This window comes from Streptomyces sp. NPDC020490, from assembly GCF_044335305.1.
GTDB lineage: Bacteria > Actinomycetota > Actinomycetes > Streptomycetales > Streptomycetaceae > Streptomyces.
The window spans coordinates 1-6,311 of record NZ_JBIRUY010000009.1 but is presented as its reverse complement, the minus strand read 5'-3'; the positions used below and the strand labels follow the sequence as shown (position 1 = coordinate 6,311).

Annotated in this window: 6 protein-coding genes and 4 pseudogenes; 3 read left to right on the top strand and 7 right to left on the bottom strand. The window is 70.6% G+C overall.

The genetic code is table 11. The annotated features are described in order from the left end of the window. Nucleotides 1-149: 149 nt before the first annotated feature. From ACH4ZX_RS11875 to fasR, 4 genes are all read right to left on the bottom strand, one after another. Complete coding sequence (locus ACH4ZX_RS11875) at nucleotides 150-398, bottom strand: acyl carrier protein (RefSeq protein WP_030040115.1); 249 nt, start codon at nucleotides 396-398, stop codon at nucleotides 150-152. Nucleotides 399-501: 103 nt separating this feature from the next. Then, nucleotides 502-1,533 (bottom strand): ketoacyl-ACP synthase III, encoded by a 1,032-nt coding sequence (locus tag ACH4ZX_RS11870; protein ID WP_398271224.1) that lies wholly within the window; start codon nucleotides 1,531-1,533, stop codon nucleotides 502-504. A gap of 15 nt (nucleotides 1,534-1,548) precedes the next feature. Then, on the bottom strand, nucleotides 1,549-2,469 hold the full coding sequence (locus ACH4ZX_RS11865; RefSeq protein WP_398271222.1) for an ACP S-malonyltransferase: 921 nt from the start codon (nucleotides 2,467-2,469) through the stop codon (nucleotides 1,549-1,551). Between the two features lie 89 nt (nucleotides 2,470-2,558). Next, nucleotides 2,559-3,764, bottom strand: a complete 1,206-nt coding sequence (fasR, locus tag ACH4ZX_RS11860) for a fatty acid biosynthesis transcriptional regulator FasR (RefSeq protein ID WP_398271220.1) — start codon at nucleotides 3,762-3,764, stop codon at nucleotides 2,559-2,561. 89 nt (nucleotides 3,765-3,853) lie between these two features. Here fasR and ACH4ZX_RS11855 point away from each other — a divergent pair, with 89 nt between their 5' ends. Then, nucleotides 3,854-4,510, top strand: a complete 657-nt coding sequence (locus ACH4ZX_RS11855; RefSeq protein WP_398271593.1) for a pirin family protein — start codon at nucleotides 3,854-3,856, stop codon at nucleotides 4,508-4,510. Between the two features lie 112 nt (nucleotides 4,511-4,622). Next, nucleotides 4,623-4,865: pseudogene (locus tag ACH4ZX_RS11850) on the top strand (hypothetical protein); the annotation flags it as partial. 193 nt (nucleotides 4,866-5,058) lie between these two features. Here ACH4ZX_RS11850 and ACH4ZX_RS11845 read toward each other — a convergent pair. The 3 genes and pseudogenes from ACH4ZX_RS11845 to ACH4ZX_RS11835 form a co-directional block, all read right to left on the bottom strand. Further along, nucleotides 5,059-5,421 (bottom strand): annotated as a pseudogene (locus ACH4ZX_RS11845) (DUF262 domain-containing protein); the annotation flags it as partial. 94 nt (nucleotides 5,422-5,515) lie between these two features. Further along, complete coding sequence (locus tag ACH4ZX_RS11840; RefSeq protein ID WP_398271218.1) at nucleotides 5,516-5,713, bottom strand: DUF397 domain-containing protein; 198 nt, start codon at nucleotides 5,711-5,713, stop codon at nucleotides 5,516-5,518. Then, a pseudogene (locus ACH4ZX_RS11835) lies at nucleotides 5,673-5,855 on the bottom strand (XRE family transcriptional regulator); the annotation flags it as partial. The gene ACH4ZX_RS11840 and the pseudogene ACH4ZX_RS11835, both read right to left, overlap by 41 nt. A gap of 174 nt (nucleotides 5,856-6,029) precedes the next feature. Between ACH4ZX_RS11835 and ACH4ZX_RS11830 the strand changes: the two are divergent. Next, nucleotides 6,030-6,311 (top strand): annotated as a pseudogene (locus tag ACH4ZX_RS11830) (hypothetical protein); the annotation flags it as partial.

Here is a 6,311-nt window from a genome sequence, read left to right as displayed (position 1 = left end):
CACCCGGGGCCGGGCCCCCCCCCCCGGGGGGGGGGGGGCGCCGCCCCCCCCCCCCCCCCCGCCCCCCCCCCCCCCCCCGCGGGGGGGGGGGGGGCGCCCCCCCCCCCCCCCCCCCCCCCCGATCCGGACTACAGGCCCTGGCGGATCGTTCAGCCCTGGTGCTTGAGGATGTATTCGGTCGCGTCGCCGACCGTCTTGAGGTTCTTCACGTCCTCGTCGGGGATCTTGACGTCGAAGCGCTCCTCGGCGGCGACGACGACCTCGACCATGGACAGCGAGTCGACGTCCAGGTCGTCGGTGAAGGACTTGTCCAGCTGGACGTCCTCGACCGGGATGCCGGCGATCTCGTTGACGATGTCGGCGAGACCGGCGACGATCTCTTCCTGAGTGGCGGCCATGTCAGGCGCTCCTTCGTAGTGATTCAGAGGGTTGGCGTCCGCCGCGTCAGCGGCAGGTGTTGCTGGTCCCGTGCCGGATCGGAGGTGATCCGGCACGGAGTGCCTAGGGGAGGGTAACGACAGTCGCGGCGTAGACGAGACCCGCCCCGAAGCCGATGACGAGCGCGGTGTCGCCGCTCTTCGCCTCACCGGTCGCCAGAAGCCGCTCCATCGCGAGCGGAATCGAGGCGGCCGAGGTGTTGCCGGTGGTGCGCACGTCGCGGGCGACCGTGACGTGCGCCGGCAGTTTCAGCGTCTTCACCATCGAGTCGATGATCCGCTCGTTGGCCTGGTGGGGAATGAAGACGTCCAGGTCGTCCGCGGTGATCCCGGCCGCTTCCAGCGCCTGCTGGGCGACCTTCGCCATCTCGAACACGGCCCAGCGGAACACCGCCTGGCCCTCCTGCGTGATCGCAGGGAACTTGACGTTGCCCTCGCTGTCGAGGGGCAGCTGGGACACGTCGCCGACCCGGAAACGGTCCCAGGACACGGTCTGCTTGATCGTGTCGGCCTTGTCGCCCTCGGAACCCCACACCGTCGGACCGATGTGCGGTTCCTCGGAGGGGCCCACGACGACCGCGCCCGCGCCGTCACCGAACAGGAAGGCCGTGGCGCGGTCCTCCAGGTCGGTCAGGTCGGACAGCCGCTCCACGCCGATGACCAGCACGTACTCCGCCGAGCCCTCGACGATCATGCCCTTGGCGAGGGTGAGGCCGTAGCCGAAGCCCGCGCAGCCGGCCGAGATGTCGAACGCGGCGGCCTTGTCCGTGCCGAGCCTGTCGGCGATGTCGGTGGCGATGGCCGGGGTCTGGTGGAAGTGCGAGACGGTGGACACGACTACCGCGCCGATCTGCTCGGCGGCGATCCCGGCGTCGGCGATCGCCTTGCCGGCCGCCTCCACGGACATCGCGGAGACGGTCTCCTCGTCGTTGGCCCAGTGCCGGGTCTCGATGCCGGAGCGCGAGCGGATCCACTCTTCGGACGAGTCGATCTTCTCCAGGATGACCTCGTTCGGCACGACCCGGACCGGACGGTAGCCGCCCACCCCGAGGATGCGCGCGTACGGGGCGCCCTTGCTCGGCTTGATCTTCGACATGCTCCGGGCTCCTTGTCAGGCGTGCTCGGCGATGAGCTCGCGAGCAGCGTCGAGGTCGTCGGGGGTCTTCAGGGCCAGCGTCTTCACACCCGGCAGGGCGCGCTTGGCGAGGCCGGTCAGCGTGCCGCCGGGGCACACCTCCAGCAGCGCCGTGACGCCGAGCTCCTTGAACGTCTCCATGCACAGGTCCCAGCGCACCGGGTTGGCGACCTGCCCGACCAGCCGCTCCAGCACCTCGGAGCCGGACTTGACGGTCCGCCCGTCCCGGTTGGAGACGTAGGCGACCTTCGGGTCCGCGGGCGAGAGCTCCTTGGCGGCCTCGGCCAGGCTGTCGACCGCGGGCGCCATGTGGTGCGTGTGGAAGGCGCCGGCGACCTTCAGCGGAACGATCTTGCGGACGCCCTCGGGCTTGTCCTCGTTCAGCGCGGCGAGCTGCTCCAGCGTGCCCGCGGCGACGATCTGGCCGGCCCCGTTGACGTTCGCCGGAGTCAGGCCCAGTTTCTGCAGGTGCGCGACCGACACCTCCGGGTCGCCGCCGAGCAGCGCCGACATCCCGGTCGCGGTGACGGCGGCGGCCTCGGCCATCGCCAGACCCCGCCTGCGTACGAGCGTCAGCGCGGCGGTGTCGTCGAGGACGCCCGCGAAGGCGGCGGCGGTGATCTCGCCGACGCTGTGGCCCGCGACCGCGCCCGGCGCGACGTCGGAGATGTCACCCAGTGCCGCGGCGGACAGGATTCCGGCGGCGACCAGCAGTGGCTGGGCCACGGCCGTGTCGCGGATCGCCTCCGCGTCGGCCTGGGTGCCGTAGTGGGCGAGGTCCAGCCCGATGGCGTCCGACCAGGCGGCGACGCGGTCGGCGGCACCGGGCAGTTCGAGCCAAGGAGTCAGGAAGCCGGGCGTCTGGGCGCCCTGGCCGGGAGCGACGAGTACGAGCACTCTCACACTCTCTCTTGTGGACGGCCGCGACCGCCCGTGGGGACAAGGACGAAGAACAGCAAGGGGATTTGTGGGCCCCTGACAAAATCCTAGGAGGAGAGATCTCCATCGGCCAGACGCCCCAGGATCAGGGCGATGCGCAGCGTGAACGCCGAGCGTACGTCAGAGGGCGACCATCCGGTGACATCAGTCACACGTCGGAGCCGGTAGCGCACGGTGTTGGGGTGAACGAACAGCATCCGCGCGGCGCCTTCCAGACTGCTCGCCTGTTCCAGATACACGGAGAGCGTCTCCAGCAGCGCCGAACCGGCCTCCTCCAGCGGTCTGTAGATCTCCTCCACCAGCTGCTCCCGCGCGCTCGGATCACCGGCGATCGCGCGCTCCGGGAGGAGATCGTCCGCCAGCACCGGGCGCGGCGCGTCCTGCCAGGCGGAACACGCCTTGAGCCCCGCCGCCGCGGCCTGCGCGGACCGGGTCGCGGCCAGCAGGTCGGGCACCACCGGCCCGGCCACCACGGGCCCGGCCGCGTACGGCCCGATCAGCGACTTCGCGACGGCGAGCGGGTTGTTGCTGCCGCCGGCGATGACGACCAGCCGGTCGCCCAGCACCCCCGTCAGCACCTGAAGCTTGGCGTGCCGGGCGGCCCGCCGGATGGCCTCCACCGTCAGCTCGGAGTCCCCGTCCGGGGCGGTCCCCAGCACCACGCACACATGCTCGGGCGAGTTCCACCCCAGTGCGGCGGCCCTGCTCAGTGCCCCCTCGTCGGCCTCCCCGCTCAGCACGGCGTTGACCACCAGCGACTCCAGCCGGGCGTCCCAGGCACCGCGTGCCTCGGCGGCCTGGGCGTACACCTGGGCGGTCGCGAAGGCGATCTCCCGCGCGTACACCAGCAGCGCCTCGCGCAGCACGCTCTCGTCGCCGGGCGCGGCCACCTCGTCGATGGCGCTCTCCATGACCTCGATGGTGGTGCGCACCATCTCCACGGTCTGCCGCAGCGTGATGGCCCGCGTCAGCTCGCGCGGCGCGGTCCCGAACACGTCGGTGGAGATCGCCTGGGGGGCGTCGGGGCGCCGGAACCACTCGGTGAACGCCGCGATGCCCGCCTGGGCCACCAGCCCGATCCAGGAACGGTTCTCCGGAGGCATCGCCCGGTACCACGGCAGCGTCTCGTCCATCCGCGCGATGGCCTGCGCGGCGAGACTCCCGGACGACTTCTCCAGCCGCTTCAGGGTCGCGGAGTGCGGGTGGACGGGGGGCACTGCGGCTTCGTTCTTACCGGTTACGGGTTCGGGCACGGGGACAAGACTGCCTTATCGGGACGGGCGCATGTACTGGCGGGGTGCGGGTCGGTCCGCCGGGCGGGCGGGGCTACCGTGGTGGCGTGATTCAGGTACGGCGCGCTGCGGAGCGCTACCCAGGGGGCGATCCGGCGGCCGGCATCGAGTCGCGGCACGCCTTCTCCTTCGGCCCGCACTACGACCCCGGCAACCTGCGCTTCGGCGCCCTGATCGCCTGCAACGAGGAACGCCTCGCCCCCGGCGCCGGGTTCGACGAGCACCCGCACAGCCACACCGAGATCGTGACGTGGGTCGTCGAGGGCGAACTGACGCACCGTGACTCCACGGGCCGGGAGACCGTGGTCCGCCCCGGCGACGTCCAGCACCTGAGCGCGGCCGCGGGCGTCCGCCACGTCGAACGCAACGACGGCCCCGCGCCGCTCACCTTCGTACAGATGTGGCTGACCCCCCGGGACCCGGCCGGCGACCCTTCCTACGACATCGTCCGCGGCATCGCCGACTCCACCCCCTACGCCGTCCCCGAGGCGACCGCCATGCTCCACGTACGCCGCCTGGCACCGGGCGAGCGGACGGCCCTCCCGGACGGCGCGCACGTCTACGTACACGTGGTGCGCGGCGAGATCCGCCTCGCCGACGAACACCTGACCCCGGGCGACGCGGCCCGCGTCACGGACGCCGAGGACCTCGAAGCGGTCGGGGTGACGTCGGCCGAGGTGCTGGTGTGGGAGATGGCGGGGAGCTGAGCGGGCGGGGTGGTGCGGTGACAAGCCAGTGCTCTGGCACCGTGGCTGAAGAGCAGTCGCGGATCCGGCCGTTCGAGCGCGTATGTCAGACCCATGAAGTACAGCTGTCTTCATGGGGATCGACGCGTACAAGCTGAACGAGGACGAGACGTGCAAGCGGTTCGTCCTTCCCGCCCTCCGGGCAGCGGGGTGGGACGAGAAGCAGATCCGGCCGCAGTACCGGATCAACGACGGCCGGCTGGTGCCGACTCGCCGACGTCACAAGAGGGGGGCCGCTCTCGCAGCCGACTATGTGCTCGAGTACATCCCTGACGTGCCGATCGCCGTGGTCGAGGCCAAGCGCTACCGCGCGTCACGACCGGTACCTGATAGTGCGCGAACTGGTCGCTCAGCGCCTGGGCGCGCTCCTGGAGTTCGTCCGGGGGATTGTCGCGCCTGATCCACGACATCATGGCGCTGACCGACGTCAGATGCCGTACCGGCATGATGTGCGGCCCTGCCGGGGCCTCCTCCGTCAGATGCAGGAACTCCTCGCGCTCCAGGTCGTACGCGATGTCCCATATCGGCCCGGAGCCATGCAGGGCGCCCACCAGGCTGGCTAGCCGCTGCTGGCCGTCCAGTACGTAGTGCACCGGGGCACCTTCGTGCTGCGGCACGGTGTCCAGGCCCGCGATCTCGTGCCCGCTGGCAAGCTTGGCCGTGGTGCGCCACATCAGGAGGCTGCCGATGGGGTAGTTCCGACACACCGAGTCGAGCAGGTACAGAACCTGCTGCGGTGTCCAGACGAACGCCCGCTGGAACTTGGGTAAAACGATGTCGCCCGTCAGGACGCGCGAGGCGAGTGAGGTGATGGGTGCGATCGTGGGCTTGGGCGCGCGTACCCGAGCCGCTGATGTTGGTGTCGTTCCCATCGTACGTACCCCCTGGCTGACGCGCTCCTGCCGTACAAGCGGCTACCGAAGAGGAGCCCAGGGGGTACCACTGACAATCGAGCGAGCCTGTGGACTACCGCAAGCCGTCGACGAACGTCTGCCAGGCGGGGGCGCCGACGATCAGGATCGGGCCGGAGGGGTTCTTGCTGTCGCGGACCGGAACGGCGCCGGTGGGGCAGTTGTCGGCGACCTCGACGCAGTCGCCGCCGGTGTTTCCGCTGTAACTCGACTTACGCCACTGTGCGTTCCGCAGGCTGGGACCGGTCTCCATAGCGTTCCTCCATCACGCGGGCGATCAGCGCCGCCGAATCCTCCACGGAGAGGGCTGCGGCTTGCAAGCGAGCGTAACGGAGCGCCGCCTCCCTGACAGTCTCGGGGTTGGCGGTCATGTGGCCCGAGATGACGTCCTCCGTGAGCCTCCGCCATCTTCGAACGTGCAGTTCAGATGGGGTGGTGTGGGAGCCCTCCGTGGTGCTCCGGCTGGTCGTGGGCGACTGTCTTCGGTCTTGATCGTCTGACGGTTCCTGCTGGGCCGGTTCTGTCGGTTCTGCCACGCTGTCGGACTGGTGCCGCCTACGCTCAGGTGCATGGCGGAATCCGAGATCGCGGAACGGATCGCAGCGCGCCGCGCGGAGTTGGACGGAGTCGAGGAACAGCTGGTCAAGCAGCTGGAAGAGGTGCGGGCCGAGCGGGACGAACTCGCCGTCGCCGAACGGGTGTGGCAGCGGATGGCCGGGCAGCTCGACGAGGAGGCGCAGGCTTCCGCGCCGCCGGCCGCGCAGGTCGCGGGCCAGGCTGTGCTGTTGGTCCCGCATCGTGGGCCCGGCATGGACCAAGACGCGCTGCCGCCGCATTACCAGGGCATTCTC